This window comes from Ochrobactrum sp. C6C9, assembly GCF_022627935.1.
Lineage (GTDB): Bacteria > Pseudomonadota > Alphaproteobacteria > Rhizobiales > Rhizobiaceae > Brucella > Brucella teleogrylli.
The window spans coordinates 174809-190590 of sequence record NZ_JABXGB010000008.1 but is presented as its reverse complement, the minus strand read 5'-3'; the positions used below and the strand labels follow the sequence as shown (position 1 = coordinate 190590).

Below are 15782 nucleotides of genomic sequence, written 5' to 3'. Positions count from 1 at the left end.
GGGTGGAGCAGCCCGGTAGCTCGTCAGGCTCATAACCTGAAGGCCGCAGGTTCAAATCCTGCCCCCGCAACCAAACTCCCATGAAAATACCAAAAGCTTCGATCCATGCACCATCCCGGTCGTGCGGTAGGGCTTGTGCACGCTTCATGGAGCAACCCGTTCGACCTGCAATCGATTCACGGGATCTATTTTTTGAGGTCTCACCTCTTCAGGATGCGGATTGACGAGCAGTCGATCAACTGTATATCGCCGTCGTAAGCATCTAATATCGCGTTGAGAATGCGTGCCCGGTGCCCTGAATGGCGCCATCTGTTGAAGCGATTTACAGTCGTACAGACCGGAGCGGGCTGGAATATCTGCCCATGGCGCACCTGTTCTCAGCCGCCAGAATATACGGTTCAAAACACGTCGAGCGTCAACGTGGGCCTTACCATGCACTTTGGTCGGATGAAGCGGTTCAATTGCGGACCATTCGAAATCAGTTAAATCAAAACGAGCCATCATTGCCTTCAAATGAATGGAGACAGTGAATCACAAACCACTCAAACCGAAAACTATTTCATGGGTATATGACCCGGCGCTTGGTTCCAAAGCAGCCAATTTGCGACTTCTGGTCTGAAACGATCTAAAAGCAAGGCGCCTCTTATGAGCAACATGGGTTACCGATAGAGCTGTTTCGTTTATTGTTCGATTTCGGTGATAGCCAGTTCACGAGAATGAAATAGACGGCATTTTCCTGCCCCGATAGAAAGCGGAAGGCGATTGACGCACCGAACGCCGGGTTCTTAAAAATTGCAGGAATAACATGCCGATCTATGAGCTGGCTGCGGCGGGGGCAGCAACGTGCTGGGCACTGACGGGTCTCATTTCCGCCTGGCCAGCCGGTCATTTGGGCGCGCTTGCCTTCAATCGCGTGCGCCAGGTGTTCGTGACGAGCCTGCTCGCCATCTACGTGATTGCCACCGGAAAATGGCAGCAATTGACCGGCGATGTCGTTCTGCCGTTGCTGCTTTCAGGTTTCATCGGCATTTTTCTGGGCGATACCCTGCTTTTCATCACGCTCAACAGGCTTGGGCCCCGCCGCTCCGGCATTTTGTTCGCCATGAATGCGCCAATGACCGCATTGCTGGGCTGGCTGGTGCTGGGTGAAACGCTTTCCCTGACCGCCGTGCTCGGTATTGTCATCACGGTTTTCGGTGTTTCGCTGGCGATCTTCTTTGGCAAGCGCGCCAATCAGCAGCATCCATGGGAAACGATCAAAGGGTCGCTGTGGGCCGGTGTCGGCCTCGGGCTTTTGTCGGCGCTTGGTCAGGCCATCGGCTCGATCATCGCACGTCCGGTGATGGAAACGGGCATCGACCCGTTTGTCGGCTCCATGTTGCGCGTCGGTATTGCCGCCACCTGTCTGTCGGTTTTGATGCAGCTGCCCTTCGCAGCCGTCAAGCCCCGCAATCCGCTCAACTGGCGGGTTGGAGCGATGACGGCCCTGACCGGCTTCCTGTCGCTTGGCGTCGGCATGACCTTGCTGCTTTTTGCCTTGTCGGGCGGGAAAGCGGGCATTGTCTCGACCATTTCGGCTACAACACCCGTCATCATATTGCCGCTGCTTTGGCTTCGAACAGGCGAGCGCCCGGCAGCGGGCGCATGGCTCGGGGCCGCCTTTGCCGTGGTCGGCATGGCGCTGATCTTTATGCGTTAGGACGCTGCGCGTCCTTGCTGCGCGCCATCCAGCGCTCGCGGAAAGCCCTGCGCCGTGAACGCCAACGCGGGCGCGGAAGCGTCTGCGCGGATGTCTTGCTGCGCATTGCCGGGGGCGGCGACAGCAGGCGGATGAAGAACAGGATGCAGACACCGATGGTGAACAGCCAGAACATTTCGTCGGTAAGATCGTTGATCATAGTCTCATTCCAGCGGTTCGCCTGGCGTTCAAAAACTTGAGTATGCGGCGTCCATCAATGATTAGGAAATTAAAATAGAACACCGTTCCGACGGAATCGGATCGGTGCATTTCAGTAGAGATAGCTTCTGGCGAAACTAAGTCCAAGTCACGATAGTGTGCTTGTTTGCCAAGCTGATTATTGTGTCACGACCTTGGGTTTCAGGCGCAGGATCAGCGGCACAAGCACCAGCGCGACAGCGGGGAAAACCAGCCAGTTGATGGTTTCCCAACCGGAAGCGTGCAGCAGCGATCCCGCGAAGAACGACGCGCAGGCAACCGTTCCGAACATGATGAAATCGTTGGCGCCTTGTGCCTTGCCGCGTTCGGCGGGCGTGTGGCAGTCGGTGACCATCGCGGTGGCACCGATGAAGCCGAAATTCCAGCCGATGCCAAGCAAGATCAGTGCAAACCAGAAATGGCCGACATCGAAGCCGCCGAGCGCGACGGCTGCGGCCCCGGCGATCAGGATAAGCCCGAGCGCGGTGATCTTCTCCTTGCCATAGCGGGCGATCAGTTTGCCGGTGAAGAAGCTCGGTCCAAACATAGCCAGCACGTGCCACTGAATGCCAAGCGCCGCGTGGTCCACCGAATGGCCATGGCCGACCATGGCGATAGGTGCTGCCGTCATCACGAAGGTCATCAGGGCATAGGAGCAGACGCCAGCCGCCACCGACAGGATGAAGCGTGGCATTTTCAGAATCTCAATCAGGGGTCTGCCGGTATCGTTGTTGGCATTGGCTGCTTTGACGGCCTTGGGCGCGCGCAGCATGAACAGCACCGGCAATGCCAGGAGGCCAAGCACCGCCTGGCTCAGAAAACTGCCCGCGAACATGGCGTCGGGGATGGTATCGCGCGTCCAGATCACCAATTGCGGGCCGACGATTGCGGCGATAAGACCGCCGACCATCACATAGGAAATTGCTTTGGCCTTCATGTCGCCGCTGGCGGCGTCTGCGGCGGCAAAGCGATAGCTTTGCACATAGGCGGCGTAGAGACCCGCCGTCAGCGTGCCAAGGCAGAAGATCAGGAACGATGCCGAGAAAATGCCTGCGGCTGCGATCAACCCCGCCGCCACGCCGACAAGTGCGCCGAGCATATAGGCATTGCGCCGTCCGAGTTGGCGCATGAAAAATGCGGCAGGCAATGTGCCAAGCGCGAGCCCCAGATTGAACAGGCTGACGGGCAGGGTGACAAGGGCTGGATCAGACGACAATTTCTGCCCGACAAGACCGCCAAGCGAGATGACGATGGGCGGGCTCGACGCGCCGAGCGCCTGTGCCATCGTCAGGATAAGAATATTGCGGCGAACGGACGAATTGTCGGTCATTTTTTCCCTCATGCAGCGACGCAGGAAATTAGCGCCATAGTTGCCCGCCGAATAGAGGAAAAATATTCCAGGCTTACGAAGTTAGTTTTTCCTCTCTCAGCACGGAAGTCTTCAAAGCTTCATTGGACAGTCAAGCACCTGTCACGAAGCTTGCTTACCCATGCGCATTGCTCAATCGCAACGGGGACATTCCATGCATCGCTCTTTAGGCACTTCGACCCTTCTCGCTAGCCTGCTGGCTTTCACCATCGCACCGGCCTCGGCTGAGGAAAAAGCCTTTCCGGCCACACTCAAGGCTCACGCGATCCTGCCAGCCAACACGGTTATCGCGGCACCGGATGATGCGGCAGATCATTTGAAGACCTCCGGCAAGTTCACCACCGCCGACCGCAAACGCGCCGAGGGCATCGGCACGATCGAGGGCAAGGATGGCGTGCGCAAAACCGGCCTTTCGCTTCCTTTCGACGGCCAGCCGGTGCAGGGCTTTTCCGGCATCAAGACCATGGAAGACGGCAGCTTCTGGACGCTGTCGGACAATGGTTTTGGGTCGAAGCTCAACTCGCCCGATGCCATGCTGATGCTGCACAATGTGAAATTCGACTGGGACAATGGCAAGGTCGAGCGGGTAAAAACCCTGTTCCTCTCCGATCCGAACAAGAAGGCGCCGTTTCCGATTGTCATGGAAGGCGCGGAAAAGCGCTATCTGACCGGGGCCGATTTCGACGTGGAATCGATCCAGCCGGTGGCGGATGGTTTCTGGGTGGGCGAGGAATTTGGTCCCTTCCTTTTGAAGTTCGATACTGAAGGCAAACTGACCGACGTATTCGCGACGCAGGTGGGTGAAACGCCGGTCGTTTCGCCGGACAATCCGAAGCTCGCTTTGCCTGCCAATCCGAGCCTCAAACTTCCGGCATACAATCTGAAGCGTTCGGGTGGCTTCGAAGGCCTTGCCATGTCGAAGGATGGTTCGAAGCTTTATGGTCTTCTCGAAGGCCCGCTTTTCGTCGATGGCGCGCCGGAAAAGACCGAAAGCGGCAAGACCGGCCTGCGTATCATCGAGTTCAGCGTGGCCGACAAGAAATGGACGGGTCGTTCATGGCTCTATCCTCTGGCCGATGGCGGCGAAGCAATTGGCGATTTCAACATGCTGGACGCCAGCACGGGTCTGGTGATCGAGCGTGACAACGGCGTTGGTGTTGCGGAAAAGGCCTGTGCCGATCTGAAGAAGCCGCAAGCCGATTGCTTCGACGTGCCGTCCAAGGTGAAGCGCATTTACAAGATTTCCTTCGACGACAGCAATGTCGGCAAGGAAGTGCGCAAGATCGGCTATATCGACCTGCTGGCCATTGCCGACCCGGACAACAAGCGCCGTCAGGGCGGTCATGACGCCATTTACGACATGCCATTCCTGACCATCGAAAATGTCGATCGCGTAGACGATACCCATATCATCGTAGGCAACGACAACAATCTGCCGTTCTCGGCTGGCCGTTCGCTCGACAAGGTGGACGACAATGAATTCGTGCTGCTGGAAGTCGGCGATTTCCTGAAAGCCGAATAAGCCGCTTGTGCCATGATTGAAGAAAAGCCGCGGGATCGTCTCGCGGCTTTTCTGTCTGTGCATGACAGAACTGCCGACATGGAAGTTTTCTTCGCTCTATCTATTTGTTTTTGCGCATTATCCTACGCAAAACCGCTTCGCACTTTTGCTGGAAATGCTCTATGGTGCCCTAAAGTTCTATGGAGGAAGCCGTTGAAGATTTTTATTTTCGGCAGTGTGAATGTGGATGTCAGCGCCCGCATGGCGGCGCTGCCTCGTCCGGGGCAGACGGTGAATGCATCGGGCTATGGCATCGGTCTCGGCGGCAAGGGCGCCAATCAGGCTGTGGCTGTCGCCAAGCTTGGCGGCGATGTGCGTTTTGTCGGCGCGGTGGGCAATGATGCCTTCGGTGATCTGGCCGTCAAGCAGATGCAGGATTTCGGGCTCAATACGGATGGCGTGCGTGTGACCGATGGTGTCGATACGGGCATGGCGATCATTCAGGTTGACGAGGCCGGGCAGAACACGATTGCGGTTTGTGCGGGTGCCAATGCGCATTGGTCGGCAGCCGATATCGACGCTTATGCTGCCGATATTGCCAAGGCGAAGATCACCCTTTTGCAGCGCGAAGTGCCGCATGAGGTTAATCTGGCTGTTGCACGGGCGGTAAGGGCTTCCGGCGGTCAGGTGCTGTTCGATCCGGCGCCGGTTGGCGATGCCAGCCGCATGGCGGACCTGATCGCACTTTGCGATATCATCTCACCAAACGAGACGGAAGCCGCCGAAATCACTGGCATTGAGCCAACCGATCTGGCCTCGGCAGAAGCGGCGGGCCGCAACCTTCTGGAACGCGGCCCCAGGACCGTTATTCTCAAGCTCGGCAGCCGTGGGGCGCTGCTGGTCACGGCGGATGAGGTCCGGCATTTCGAGCCGTTCAAGGTCAAGGTCGTGGATACGGTCGCTGCCGGGGACAGTTTCAATGGTGGCTTTGCCGTCGCCTATGCGGACGGAAAATCGCTGCATGATTGCGTGCGTTTCGCGTCCGCCTCGGGCGCGATAGCAGTCACGCGGGCAGGTGCTGGTGCGGCAGCACCGACCGCGCACGAAGTGGAAGCGCTGATCGCCAGCGCCTGAGTTTCACTCGTCAAACTGCAAGCCGCGCTGGCTGGACCAGCGCGGCTTTTTTTGTTTTGACGAGGGATCAGAGCGTCGCCAGACGTTCCGTCAAAAGCGTGAAGAAACCATCCGCATCGACATCCTTGATGAAGAGCGCGTTCTTCGGGCGGTCGGTCACTTCCCACCAGTCGACGACGGTTTCGCCGATGGTCAGCTCCGAATTGATCTCGATTTCCACATTGCAATGGCGACCGGAATAAAGCTCAGGCTTCAACAGATAGGCGATCACGTTCGGATCATGCAGCGGGCCGCCATCGGTGCCGTATTTTGCCTCGTCATAGCGCTCGAAGAATTCGAGCCATGCCGCGACGACTTCGCCGACATGGGTGCCGAGACCGCGAATGGCGGCGATGCGCTTTTCGGTGGTCAGCACTTTGTGCGTCACATCGAGCGGCAGCATGGTGATCTGGATGCCGGATTTGAACACAACCGCTGCGGCATGCGGGTCGACATAGATGTTGAATTCCGCCGAAGGCGTGATGTTGCCGCCTTCGAAATAGCCGCCGCCCATCAGCACGATTTCCTTGACGCGTTCGGCGATCTTCGGTTCGCGGATCAGCGCGGAGGCGATGTTGGTCAGCGGTCCAAGCGGGCAAAGCGTGACAGTGCCCGGTTCCTCTTTCATCAGCGTTTCGATGATGAAATCGACGCCGTGCTGCGCCTGCAGTGGCATGGTCGGCTTGGGCAGATCATAGCCGTCGAGACCGGTCTTGCCATGGACGTTTTCGGCGGTCACAAGCGGGCGTACCAGCGGGCGGATGGAACCTGCAAACACCTTGGTGTCCGGCTTCTTCGCCACTTCGCAGATGGTGCGTGCATTGATTTCCGTGCGTGCCAGCGGGCCGTTGCCCGCAACGGCGGTAATGCCGAGAATGTCCAGCTCCGGGCTTGCGAGCGCCAGCAGAATGGCAACGGCGTCGTCCTGACCGGGATCGGTATCGATAATGATTTTACGGGCCATGTTAGGGTTCCTAATAGGGGAATTAAAGAGCGTTGCGCGCTGCATCGACCGTCTGGTCGACAAGCGCTTCGAAAGAGATTTTCGCCGGGCGGCGCATATAGGTGACGATGTCGTCGGCCAAAAGCGGCTTCGACCAACGTTCCGCGATGATACCGGAGCCGTGCTGGATGGCGATCATGCTCAGGATCTGCGCGGCGTTGCAGTCGACGTCGTGACCAATGCCGCACACGATTTCGAGCGTGCGGTCGAAATCGCCTTCGCCGAACCACAAGGCGATAACCTGAGCCGCCGCATTCGGATAGACGTGGATCCAGTTATATTCGGCATATTCCGCATCGCATTTCGCCCATGCATCCTGCCAGTTGCGTGCGGAATGGCAGGCATCAAGCGCGAAGGCCAGAACAGCGCCATATTCCGTTTCGGTTGAAAACAGCCCAATCGTTGAGACAAGCAGTTCGCGCGTGTCTCTCTCCGCAAAAGCGCGGGCGGCCATGACGGCGTTGAACACCTCGCCCAGAATGCCGTTACCGGCATGGGAGATTTCGGCGTCCATCCATGCAAGCCGTGCCGCTTCGCGGGCGCGACCGGGCACAACCATGCCGCAAATGGTGCCACGCATCTGCGCGCCGATCCATTCATCGAATGGATTGTCTGATGTGCCGGTTTCCGGCGGCGTCAGGCCACGGCGCATATTGGAAAGCGCGATGGCTTCCGCCGACCAGCCAAGCGGGATCAGCGCAGTCCAGCGCTCGGCAATGTCGCGGCTGGTGACAGCGGAACCCTTGTCGCCAAAGGCTTCCAGAAAGGCGATTTCGAAGGTGATATCGTCATTATAGGTGTTGGGCTCACGCACATAATCGCGGATCGGGCCGAAAACCTCCATGATGTTTTCAGCCGTATAGCCTTCCAGTGCGGTTCCAGCTGCTGCGCCCACCAGTTGCGCCATCCATGCGGCTGCGGTGCGGTCGCGGAAATCGTCTGAATGCACAGCGTAGAGCACATCATCCGGCCATTGGACGGCGGCGTCGAACTCCTCCCACGACCCATATCGCACTGTCTTCTGCGAAATGTGGTTCGGGTCGGGCGTTGCTGCCCGCATCAGCACGCGCAGGCGCATGTCGATCCGGTAGAGCGTTTCGAAATCGCCGCGCTCAAGCGCTGCCAGCCCATCGCTGAGAAGCTCTGCATAGGGTTCCAGCACATAGCCCTTGTTTTCGAGCGATTGCAGCGCGCCTGCCATCAGGCATTCGGGTGCTGCCGATCCGGGCACATTGCTTTTCCAGAACATGGCCATGAGATCGTCCTGCGCCTTCATGACGGCGCTCGCATCCCATGTCTGTTCTTCCGCCGTCCGCACCACGGGTTTGGTGTCGCGCAGCAGATCGCGGGTCAGTTCCCAAGCCTTCATGTTCTTCTCATTTTCATGCATGTCAGGAGTTCTTCAATTGCCGTGCGCGCCGCTGCTTGCGGGCGGCATGGATCGTCAGCACGACCACCGGAACGAGATAGGGGATCATCTGCATCAGTTCGAACGGCAGTCCGAGACTTTGCAGCGTGATGGCAAGCGATTCCGCAGCCGCCAGTACAAGGCTCGCGACAAGCGTGCCCCATGCCGTTCCCTGTCCCATCACTTCGGCTGCAATCGCGATAAAGCCGCGACCGGCAGTCATGTTCTGGGCAAACCAGGTCACATAGCCCAGTGAAAGATAGGCGCCCGCCGCACCGCCGAAGAGGCCGGACAGGACAAGCGCCTGCATCTGCACGCGCCGGACCTGAATGCCTGCGGCGCGCGCCGATTTGGGATCGACGCCGGTGGCGCGCAGATGCAGGCCGAAACGGGTGCGCATCATCAGCAGGCTGACCGCGGGGACGGCCAGAAGGGCGGCGAAGGTCAGCACATGAATATTGCCGATGAAAGGCACCGGCAGGCTTGGCAATGCGCCGCTTTTCAGCGCGCCCGACATGCCCTTGTCGCCGGTCGCCAGATAAAGGCCGAGCGTGGTTGCCGCCGCCGCCGCAATGTTGAGCGCAATGCCGGTCATGATGAGGTCGGTGCCGAGACGGTTGACCGAAACCGACATGATCCAGCCGAGAAGCGCGCCTGCAATCAGCGCGGCCAAAAGGCCGATGGCCGGGCTTCCCGTTGCGGCACTGGCCAGAACGGCGATGAGCGCCGCCGCAAGCATCATGCCTTCCATGCCGATGTTCAGAACACCGGCGCGGTCGGAAATCATCACGCCAAGCGCTGCCAGCAGAAGCGGCGTCGCCACACGCAGGATCGTGCCGATGAAGGACGGATCGAGAATTTGTGCGAGAACGGTGCTCATGGCTGCACTCCGGCTTGTTCGCCTTCACGATTGCGCAGGCTTCGGATCAGCCGCAGCACGGTCGGATGGTTATGGATGACGCTGGCCGTGGCACCCACCATGATGGCCGCTGTTACCAGTCCCACCACCTCGGTCGGAATATTCATGTTGCGGGCGAGAAGATCGCCGCCCACCTGAACGAAACCGAGGAACAGGGCAGCCGGGATGAGCATGAACGGGTTTTCCCGCGCCAGAATGGCGACGACAAGGCCGGTCCAGCCATAGCCGGGCAGGTCCAGCCAGGAAAAGCGCGCATGGAGGCCCAGCACTTCGAGCGCCCCTGCCATGCCCGCCACCAGACCGCCGACAATCTGCGCCCGCATGATGATACGTTTCAGCGGTAGGCCGAGATGATTGGCGAAGCCGGGGCTGGAGCCCGCAATGCGGATATTAAGGCCGGAGCGCGTCCAGTAAAGCCAGATGCCGCCCGCGATACAGGCCAGAATGGCGATGATCGAGCCGCTGTTGAGGCGCGTGCCCGCCAGCAGCCGGTCGAGCTTGGCCTCGGGCGGAATTCTGTAGGACATCATACCGCCCGCAGCCGGATCGCGGATGACATAATTCAGCACGAACAGGCCGAGGAACAGGAAGGCATAGTTCAACACCAGCGAGGTCACCATTTCCGATGCGCCGTAGCGCAGGCGCAAAGCCGCCGGAATGGTGCAGGCAAAGCTGCCCGCAACCGCGCCGCACAGAATGGCGACAGGCAGCGAGAACCAGCCGAGCGACGGGATCAGCACGGCACCCGTCACCGCGCCGAGCGCGCCCAGAAAGAAGCCGCTTTCGGCACCGAGATTGAACAAGCCGGAGCGGAACATGATGGTGATGGCAAGCCCGGTCAGCATGATCGGCGTTGCCGCTTCCACCATATTGCCCATATGGCGGATGCTGCCGAAGGGGCCGAGGAAAAACGTCTTCAGAATCGCCGCCGGGTCATCCTGCATCAGCGCCAGCGGCACCAGCAGCACGGCCATAATGACGGCAATGACCAGCACGGTCAGGAAGAACGGAACGAGGGAAGCCAGAATTTTGCGCATCAGGCAGCCACCTTGGTTCCGAGCATATAGGGGCCGAGCGTCGCAGGCGTGATGTCGGGCCCGTTTTCGAGATGGGCAACGATGCGCCCGTTGAAAAGCACAACGACACGGTCGCTGAGACGCAGCAATTCATCGAGATCGGCGCTGACCAGCAGCACCGCGCAGCCGCCCTGCGCCACTTCATCGATGCGGCGATGCAGGAAGGCTGCCGCCGAAACGTCGATGCCGCGCGTCGGCTGATCGGCGATGAGAAATTTCGGATTGGTTGCCAGCTCGCGCGCTGCAATCAGCTTTTGCGCATTGCCGCCGGAAAGGGAATCGAGCCGCTCCGTAATCGCGCCGGCGCGCACGGAATAGCGCTTGATCATGCCCTGTACGCGCGTCTTGATCGCATTCCAGCGCAGGAAGGGTCCGCGATCCGTATCGGAGTTGCGGTCGGTTCCGGCGATGGCATTTTCCGCCAGCGACAGGCCGGGCGCGCCGCCTTGCGAAAAACGGTCGGCAGGAAGATAGGCAAGGCCCTTTTTGCGCCAGCTGGCCGTGTCGGCGCGAAGCATGTTTGCGTCGTTGAGACTGATCGTGCCGCTGGATGCTTCCGCCAGACCGGACAGGACGGAGACGAGGCCGCGCTGGCCGCTGCCATCCACACCCGCAACGCCGACGATTTCGCCTGCACCAATGGTGAGGTTGATATCGTTGATGCGGTCGGCAGGATCGGGCGCCTTGGTCGTCACGCCATTCATGGCGAGAACGGTTCTGGTCGGGCCGGTCTTGTGGGCGCGTTTTGGAATGTCGACGGCATGGCCCATCACCATCTGCATGATGGCATCGTCGGGCACATCGGCAAGCTTTTCCGTGCCGGTTACAGCACCGGCGCGCAGCACGGTGACGCTTTCCGCCAGTTCGCGCACTTCGTTCAGCTTGTGCGAAATGAAAAGAATGGTGATGCCGTCGTCGCGCAGGCTTTTCAGCCGTCGCATCAGTTCCTCGATCTCCGGCGGAGAGAGAACGGCAGTCGGTTCGTCGAGGATCAGCAGGCGTGTGCGGCGCGCCAGCGCCTTCAGGATTTCGACCTTCTGCTGGGCTGCGACGGATAGTGTGCCCGTGATCGCATCCGGGTCGGCATGCAGGTCATATTGCTGCATCAGTTCATCGACCATTTTGCGCGCGGCAACGCGGTCGATCAGTCCGGCCTTTACCGGTTCATGGCCGAGAATGATGTTTTCCGTAACGGTCAATGTCGGCACCAGTGAGAAATGCTGATGCACCATGCCGATGCCCTTCGCGGCGGCATCTTCCGGCGACCATGATGCGATATGCTGGCCATCCACGACGATTTCTCCCGCCGTGGCATTTTCAATGCCGAACAGGATTTTCATGAGCGTGGATTTGCCAGCGCCGTTCTCGCCGCAAATGGCGTGGATCGATCCGGCGCGGATCGAAAACGACACGTCGCGCAGCGCAACCGTGCCGTTCGGATAGACCTTGCTCACATCGCGGAAGGCGACGATAGCATCGCCGCCTTCATGTGTTTCAGCTTGATTTGCCACGATCAGGGACGAACCTTGTTGCGCATGGCATTGAGGTCTTCAGTGCTGAGCCCAAAGCCGGTCGGAACCGTGATCTTTCCTTCGGAAATCTCGTCGGAGGCCTTCTTGATGGCATCCTTGGTTTCCTGGCTGGCCATGGTCGCCATGTTGCCATCCATCACGATGCCAACTGCGCCTTCCTTCAGGCCAAGCGCTTCCGCCTTGCCGAAAGGCAGGTCGCCTGCCTTGAAGCGATCATAGGCCTGCAAGAGGCTGACATCGACGTTTTTCAGCACGGAGCTGACAACCTGCTTGGCAATGGCCGGGTCGCTGTCCTTGAAGATCGCTTCCTGATCGGAATCGACGCCGAGTACATATTTGCCGGTTTCCTTGGCAGCCGAAAGCTGGCCGAGGCCGGTCTGCGACGCGACCACAAAGCCAAGCGCCACATCGGAGCGATATTGCGCGAGGCCGAGTTCCTTGCCCTTGGCGGCATCCATGAATGAACCGGCATAGGAAATGGCGATCTTCACATCCGGCGTGACCGACTGTGCGCCTGCAATATAGCCAGCGAGGAAATCGTTGATGACCGGAATATCCATGCCGCCGAGGAAGCCGAGATTCTTGCCCGTATCGCCAAGCTTGCCGTCTTTCAGCAGCGAAGCCGCCAGCATGCCGCCGAGATAGGAACCCTCGTTCTGCTTGTACTGGATGGAATAGACGTTGTCATAGCCGCCTTCCTCATAAGGCACGCTCGCATCGTAAAGAACGTATTTCTTGTCCGGATACTGCTTGGCGACCGAACCGACGGTTTCCGACATTTGATAGGTGCCGCCGATGATCAGGTCCCAGTCCTGTTCGGACGCGTCGAGGAAGACCGGCTCCCACTTGGTCGGATCGTCGCCGATTTCGAGAATCTTGGTCTCTACCTCGTCGCCATATTTGTCCTTGATCATCTTCATGCCCTTGGCGGCGGAATCAAAGAATGATTTGTCGCCGAGGGCGCCGTTGATGATCAGGAGGATCTTGTCCTTGGCTTCCGCTGCGGTAGCGAAAGTGCCGATCGCCGTGGTGGCGGCAAGAGCTAAGGCAAGATGAATTATTCCCCGTCTGGTGGATTTGAGCACAACGCAACTCCATTTTCTTGTTTGAATGAGATGGTTTTTCCTTGCTCCGGCAAAAATGCCACCCCGCAGAACCCCCATGCATGATGCGATCAAACGATGATGGGTGGCGGGAGTCAATCTCCTTCGATTCCCGTCACTGTGGACAATAGTTTTCGGCAAACGAAAAGCATGGCTTCTGCAATGCAATCCGCTCCTGTAAGTTGCCCGGCATCTTGTTGTTGATGGGGTGGTCGTGAAGAAAATCGTTGGACTGGCAATTCTTGCACTGCTCGCGGCGGTGCCCGCTTATGCTGAAGACGACTGGAAGGCCGTCGAAGAGGTCAAGCCTTACGCCATTACCGGGCAGACCGGCATTGATCTCTATCGATCCATTGGCCAGCGTGGGCCGAAGATCGGGATTGGACGGGTGATCGCCCATACGAGCTATGTGCTGACCTGGGACCGCAAATTCGATAACAGCAACAATGGCTGCACGATTCTGTCGGCAAAACCGAAGCTGAAGATCACCTATACGCTGCCGAAGCCGTCACAAAAGCTGCCGTCGCCGGTGCGCGAAAACTGGGACGTCTTCATCGAAGGCATCCGCAAGCACGAGCTGGTGCATGGCGACAGCGCCAAGGACATGACGCGGGAAATCGTGCGCCGCACGGTTGGACTTTCCGTGCCCAACGATCCGAAATGCCAGAAAATGCGCAAGGTGCTGATCAAGGAAATCACCGATCTGGTTGCCGTGCAACGCGCGCAAGGCCGCGATTTCGACCGTGTCGAGATGGGCAATGGCGGCAATGTGCAGCAGCTTGTCCTCGCGCTGGTGAATGGCGGCTGATCAGAGTTCCATCACATCGCGCCGGTCTTCGGCGATCAGCTTGCGGATCTGCTGTACGATCTGGTCGCCATGCGCCTTGCCGAGCCGGTCTGCTGTTTCGACATCCTGCTCTTCAATGGCGCGGATCATGTCTTCATGTTCCGTCACATATTGTTCCGGCAGCTGGTCCGAGAAAGACGAATAATAAAGGCGCAGCAAACGGCGGCCTTCATCAAGAAGGCGTGCGAAAAAACTCGTATAGAACGGATTGCGCCCGGCCTCGGCGATCGCCGCATGAAAATCGCGATTGGTCGAAATCATGTCCAGCGCGTTCTGCGCCCGCACGGCCCTGGCAAAATCTTCCTGATGGGCGCGGATGATCTTGAGGTCCGCTTTGGTGCGGTGGCGTGCGGCAAGCCGCGTCGTGACGCGGTACATCAGGGTGATCGCGTCGAAAAAGGCAGGCAGGCTCAGAAAGTCGATATTCGAAACCACCGTCGAGCGGTTGGGGAGCGTCGTCACCAGCCCGTCGCTGGCAAGCCTCACAAGCGCCTCGCGGATCGGCGTGCGCGACATGGCAAAGCGTTCGGCCAGCTGGTTCTCATCGATGGGGCTGCCGGGGGCGAGCGAAAGATCGATGATTTCATCGCGCAGCACATCATAGACCATCTTGACGCCCGAGCCCTTCTTGCGGTCGGCAGATTGGCCCTCAGACCGGTTTGCCGATTGGCTGGATGGTGCTTTGCTCATGGCGTGTCCTTTATTGAAAGGGGCGGGCGGGAAGAGCCGGGAGGCATGCTTTCACGCCGTTATCCGCAATAACCTTTGTGATGGTGATTAGATCGTAGTTGCAATTGAAATTTTAGTCGACAAGAAAAATACATTGTGTATATTTGATTTCATGCAAGGCTTGCTGAAGCCGGTTGTAGACTCTGGTTGATTGAAAAACGCGTTGAAGAGATTCAAGGACAGGACCATGACTTCTGATATTTTTTCCGGCTGCATTCCCGCACTCATGACGCCATGCAAGCCAGACCGTACGCCGGACTTCGATGCGCTGGTGCGCAAGGGCAAGGAACTGATCGCCGCTGGCATGTCTGCCGTCGTCTATTGCGGTTCGATGGGCGACTGGCCGCTTCTCACCGACGAACAGCGCATGGCGGGCGTTGAAGCGCTGGCCAAGGCTGGCGTGCCTGTCGTCGTCGGCACCGGCGCGGTCAACACGGCTTCCGCTGTCGCTCACGCTGCTCATGCCCAGAAAGTTGGTGCAAAGGGCCTGATGGTCATCCCGCGCGTTCTGTCGCGTGGTTCGTCGATTTCCGCCCAGAAGGCGCACTTCAAGGCCATTTTGGCGGCTGCGCCCGATCTTCCGGCGGTCATCTACAACAGCCCCTATTACGGCTTTGCCACCCGTGCCGATCTTTTCTTCGCGCTGCGCGCTGAGCATCCGAACCTGATCGGCTTCAAGGAATTCGGCGGGGCGGAAGCCATGCGTTATGCGGCAGAAAACATCACCAGCGCCGATGACGATGTGACCCTGATGGTCGGTGTCGATACGGGCGTGTTCCACGGCTTCGTCAATTGCGGCGCAAAGGGGGCCATCACCGGAATCGGCAATGTGCTGCCGAAAGAAGTGCAGCATCTGGTATCGCTTTCCAAGGCCGCTGCTGCGGGCGATGTTGAGGCCCGCGCTGCCGCGCTTGAACTGGAAGCCGCACTTGGCGTGCTGTCTTCCTTCGATGAAGGCCCGGACCTCGTCCTGTTCTACAAGCACATGATGGTCGTGACCGGAAACCCGGAATATGAACTGCATTTCAACGAGACGGACAAGCTGTCCGATGCCCAGCGCGGTTATTGCGAAGCGCAGCTGAAGCTGTTTCAGACCTGGTATGCAGCGTGGAACAAGCAGGGCGGCGCGGTCGCGAAATACGCAGCCTGAACGTTATAAAATTCGCAAATAAAAAACCCCGCCAAT

Annotated in this window: 14 protein-coding genes and 1 pseudogene; 5 read left to right on the top strand and 10 right to left on the bottom strand. The window is 58.8% G+C overall.

The annotated features are described in order from the left end of the window. Positions 1–212: 212 nt before the first annotated feature. Positions 213–501 (bottom strand): annotated as a pseudogene (locus HWD97_RS08955) (transposase); the annotation flags it as partial. Between the two features lie 304 nt (positions 502–805). Here HWD97_RS08955 and HWD97_RS08950 point away from each other — a divergent pair. Beyond that, positions 806–1699, top strand: coding sequence for a DMT family transporter (locus HWD97_RS08950; protein WP_121538888.1), 894 nt, complete (start codon positions 806–808; stop codon positions 1697–1699). Here HWD97_RS08950 and HWD97_RS08945 read toward each other — a convergent pair. Together HWD97_RS08945 and HWD97_RS08940 are read right to left on the bottom strand one after the other, a co-directional pair. Next, the gene (locus HWD97_RS08945) at positions 1689–1898 is read right to left on the bottom strand and encodes a hypothetical protein (protein WP_109367858.1); all 210 of its coding nucleotides are present in this window, start codon (positions 1896–1898) and stop codon (positions 1689–1691) included. The two genes, HWD97_RS08950 and HWD97_RS08945, sit on opposite strands and share 11 nt — an antisense overlap. Before the next feature lie 177 nt (positions 1899–2075). Further along, the gene (locus tag HWD97_RS08940) at positions 2076–3266 is read right to left on the bottom strand and encodes an MFS transporter (protein ID WP_121538889.1); all 1191 of its coding nucleotides are present in this window, start codon (positions 3264–3266) and stop codon (positions 2076–2078) included. A gap of 193 nt (positions 3267–3459) precedes the next feature. On the opposite strand from HWD97_RS08940, the gene HWD97_RS08935 reads away from it, so the two are divergent. Both HWD97_RS08935 and rbsK read left to right on the top strand, forming a co-directional pair. Beyond that, on the top strand, positions 3460–4827 hold the full coding sequence (locus tag HWD97_RS08935; RefSeq protein ID WP_167836112.1) for an esterase-like activity of phytase family protein: 1368 nt from the start codon (positions 3460–3462) through the stop codon (positions 4825–4827). 240 nt (positions 4828–5067) lie between these two features. Continuing rightward, the gene (gene rbsK, locus HWD97_RS08930; RefSeq protein ID WP_235859004.1) at positions 5068–5940 is read left to right on the top strand and encodes a ribokinase; all 873 of its coding nucleotides are present in this window, start codon (positions 5068–5070) and stop codon (positions 5938–5940) included. Positions 5941–6007: 67 nt separating this feature from the next. On the opposite strand, the gene HWD97_RS08925 is transcribed toward rbsK, so the two are convergent. From HWD97_RS08925 to HWD97_RS08900, 6 genes are read right to left on the bottom strand one after another with little or no spacing between them, the layout of a single operon-like run. Beyond that, the gene (locus HWD97_RS08925) at positions 6008–6943 is read right to left on the bottom strand and encodes a nucleoside hydrolase (RefSeq protein ID WP_121538891.1); all 936 of its coding nucleotides are present in this window, start codon (positions 6941–6943) and stop codon (positions 6008–6010) included. A 22-nt stretch (positions 6944–6965) separates the two neighbouring features. Next, positions 6966–8351 (bottom strand): ADP-ribosylglycohydrolase family protein, encoded by a 1386-nt coding sequence (locus HWD97_RS08920; RefSeq protein ID WP_235859001.1) that lies wholly within the window; start codon positions 8349–8351, stop codon positions 6966–6968. A 22-nt stretch (positions 8352–8373) separates the two neighbouring features. Continuing rightward, positions 8374–9270: an ABC transporter permease gene (locus tag HWD97_RS08915; protein WP_109367853.1), complete on the bottom strand. Its 897-nt coding sequence runs from the start codon at positions 9268–9270 to the stop codon at positions 8374–8376. Continuing rightward, positions 9267–10346, bottom strand: coding sequence for an ABC transporter permease (locus HWD97_RS08910; RefSeq protein WP_121538892.1), 1080 nt, complete (start codon positions 10344–10346; stop codon positions 9267–9269). Before HWD97_RS08910 ends, HWD97_RS08915 begins: the two co-directional genes overlap by 4 nt. Then, a complete protein-coding gene (locus HWD97_RS08905; protein ID WP_121538893.1) occupies positions 10346–11896 on the bottom strand; it encodes an ABC transporter ATP-binding protein in 1551 nt (516 codons plus the stop codon). Before HWD97_RS08905 ends, HWD97_RS08910 begins: the two co-directional genes overlap by 1 nt. Positions 11897–11898: 2 nt before the next feature. Beyond that, on the bottom strand, positions 11899–13002 hold the full coding sequence (locus HWD97_RS08900) for a BMP family ABC transporter substrate-binding protein (protein WP_109367850.1): 1104 nt from the start codon (positions 13000–13002) through the stop codon (positions 11899–11901). A gap of 250 nt (positions 13003–13252) precedes the next feature. Here HWD97_RS08900 and HWD97_RS08895 point away from each other — a divergent pair, with 250 nt between their 5' ends. After that, on the top strand, positions 13253–13828 hold the full coding sequence (locus HWD97_RS08895; RefSeq protein ID WP_371830839.1) for a DUF922 domain-containing Zn-dependent protease: 576 nt from the start codon (positions 13253–13255) through the stop codon (positions 13826–13828). Here the strand turns inward: HWD97_RS08895 and HWD97_RS08890 are convergent, their stop codons facing one another. Continuing rightward, complete coding sequence (locus HWD97_RS08890) at positions 13829–14557, bottom strand: GntR family transcriptional regulator (RefSeq protein WP_121538894.1); 729 nt, start codon at positions 14555–14557, stop codon at positions 13829–13831. A 226-nt stretch (positions 14558–14783) separates the two neighbouring features. On the opposite strand from HWD97_RS08890, the gene HWD97_RS08885 reads away from it, so the two are divergent. Next, positions 14784–15746, top strand: coding sequence for a dihydrodipicolinate synthase family protein (locus tag HWD97_RS08885; protein WP_371834948.1), 963 nt, complete (start codon positions 14784–14786; stop codon positions 15744–15746). Positions 15747–15782: the final 36 nt, after the last annotated feature.

What these genes read in the sequence shown, in the direction of transcription:
- HWD97_RS08945 (WP_109367858.1), bottom strand. Translation starts at nt 1,898, where the DNA reads ATGATCAACGATCTTACCGACGAAATGTTCTGGCTGTTCACCATCGGT.
- HWD97_RS08920 (WP_235859001.1), bottom strand. Translation starts at nt 8,351, where the DNA reads ATGAAGGCTTGGGAACTGACCCGCGATCTGCTGCGCGACACCAAACCC.
- HWD97_RS08925 (WP_121538891.1), bottom strand. Translation starts at nt 6,943, where the DNA reads ATGGCCCGTAAAATCATTATCGATACCGATCCCGGTCAGGACGACGCC.
- HWD97_RS08890 (WP_121538894.1), bottom strand. Translation starts at nt 14,557, where the DNA reads ATGAGCAAAGCACCATCCAGCCAATCGGCAAACCGGTCTGAGGGCCAA.
- HWD97_RS08950 (WP_121538888.1), top strand. Translation starts at nt 806, where the DNA reads ATGCCGATCTATGAGCTGGCTGCGGCGGGGGCAGCAACGTGCTGGGCA.
- HWD97_RS08940 (WP_121538889.1), bottom strand. Translation starts at nt 3,266, where the DNA reads ATGACCGACAATTCGTCCGTTCGCCGCAATATTCTTATCCTGACGATG.
- HWD97_RS08885 (WP_371834948.1), top strand. Translation starts at nt 14,784, where the DNA reads ATGACTTCTGATATTTTTTCCGGCTGCATTCCCGCACTCATGACGCCA.
- HWD97_RS08915 (WP_109367853.1), bottom strand. Translation starts at nt 9,270, where the DNA reads ATGAGCACCGTTCTCGCACAAATTCTCGATCCGTCCTTCATCGGCACG.
- HWD97_RS08910 (WP_121538892.1), bottom strand. Translation starts at nt 10,346, where the DNA reads ATGCGCAAAATTCTGGCTTCCCTCGTTCCGTTCTTCCTGACCGTGCTG.
- rbsK (WP_235859004.1), top strand. Translation starts at nt 5,068, where the DNA reads ATGGCGGCGCTGCCTCGTCCGGGGCAGACGGTGAATGCATCGGGCTAT.
- HWD97_RS08935 (WP_167836112.1), top strand. Translation starts at nt 3,460, where the DNA reads ATGCATCGCTCTTTAGGCACTTCGACCCTTCTCGCTAGCCTGCTGGCT.